At 69.3% G+C, this 864-nt stretch carries 1 protein-coding gene and 1 pseudogene; both read left to right on the forward strand.

Translation table 11 applies throughout. From position 1 onward, the window contains the following. Positions 1–23: 23 nt before the first annotated feature. Positions 24–629: pseudogene (locus tag ACYU8I_RS18855) on the forward strand (PKD domain-containing protein); the annotation flags it as partial. A 9-nt stretch (positions 630–638) separates the two neighbouring features. Then, a partial coding sequence (locus tag ACYU8I_RS18860; RefSeq protein WP_460843883.1) for a hypothetical protein occupies positions 639–864 on the forward strand: 226 nt, incomplete at its 3' end.

Here is an 864-nt window from a genome sequence, read left to right on the forward strand (position 1 = left end):
CGTCGAGCGACTCGGACGGCACGATCGCGTCGTACTCGTGGAGCTGGGGTGACGGCACGGCCGCAGGGTCGGGCAGGAACGCCACGCACACCTACGCGTCGGGCGGCGAGAAGACGATCACCCTCACGGTGACCGACAACCGTGGTGGCACCGCGACCACGACTCGCACGGTGACGGTGACGCGGACCAATGCGGCTCCGACGGCGTCCTTCACGGTGTCCTCCGACGCGCTGGGTGTGGCGGTGGATGGGTCGGGGTCGGCTGACTCCGACGGGTCGGTTGCGTCGTACTCGTGGAGCTGGGGTGACGGCACGGCTGCAGGGTCGGGCAGGAACGCCACGCACACCTATGCCACGGCTGGGTCGAAGACGATCACGCTGACGGTGACGGACAACGACGGTGCCACGGCGAGCACGACTCGCACGGTCACGGTCTCGGCGAGCAACGTGGCTCCGACGGCGTCGTTCACGGCTAGCCCGAGCGGCTTGGGCGTGGCGGTGGACGGGTCGGGGTCGGCTGACTCCGACGGGTCGGTTGCGTCGTACTCGTGGAGCTGGGGTGACGGCACGGCTGCAGGGTCGGGCAGGAACGCCACGCACACTTATGCCACGGCTGGGTCGAAGACGATCACGCTGACGGTGACGGACAACGACGGTGCCACGGCGAGCACGACTCGCACGGTGACGGTCTCGGCTCCGGCGGTGGACGTGGTCGCGCTGGACGGGTTCGACCGGTCGCTGGCCAGTGGTTGGGGTTCCGCGGAGACAGGTGGGGTCTGGACGTTGCTGGGTGGGACGTCGCGGTTCAGCGTGAGTGGGAGCGCGGGTCGGATCTCGGTGGCTTCTGACCAGTCTCGTCAGGCCT

It is taken from the genome of Nocardioides marmoraquaticus, assembly GCF_054777915.1.